We start from the raw sequence: 253 nt of genomic DNA on the forward strand, positions 1-253 counted from the left end.
GCAGCAGGGACAGGAAAAGCACTCTCAGAACCATGCCGCTCCTCCGGTGGGGTTGGAGAGGGGGAGCAGCCCGCCGGCGGCCAGGGCGACGCCGTAGGGCACGGAATGACGGGTGGCGATGCGGTGCGCCTCGGCCGCCAGGAGATGGGCCAGGATGCGGGCCGGTGTGGACTGTCCGCCGAAGCGGCGCAGCAGCCGGCGCGCCGGGCGGGCGTTGCGCAGGGCCAGCCACCCGGTGAGATAGAGAAGGGAG

Annotated in this window: 1 protein-coding gene; it reads right to left on the bottom strand. The window is 72.7% G+C overall.

Features of this window, described 5'->3' with window-relative positions; genetic code table 11:
- Positions 1 to 24: 24 nt before the first annotated feature.
- Positions 25 to 253 (bottom strand): hypothetical protein (locus SB752_RS32950; protein WP_410719587.1); only part of this gene is annotated, 229 nt, incomplete at its 5' end.

Source organism: Brevibacillus sp. SIMBA_040 (assembly GCF_046535075.1).
Taxonomy (GTDB): Bacteria; Bacillota; Bacilli; order Brevibacillales; family Brevibacillaceae; genus Brevibacillus.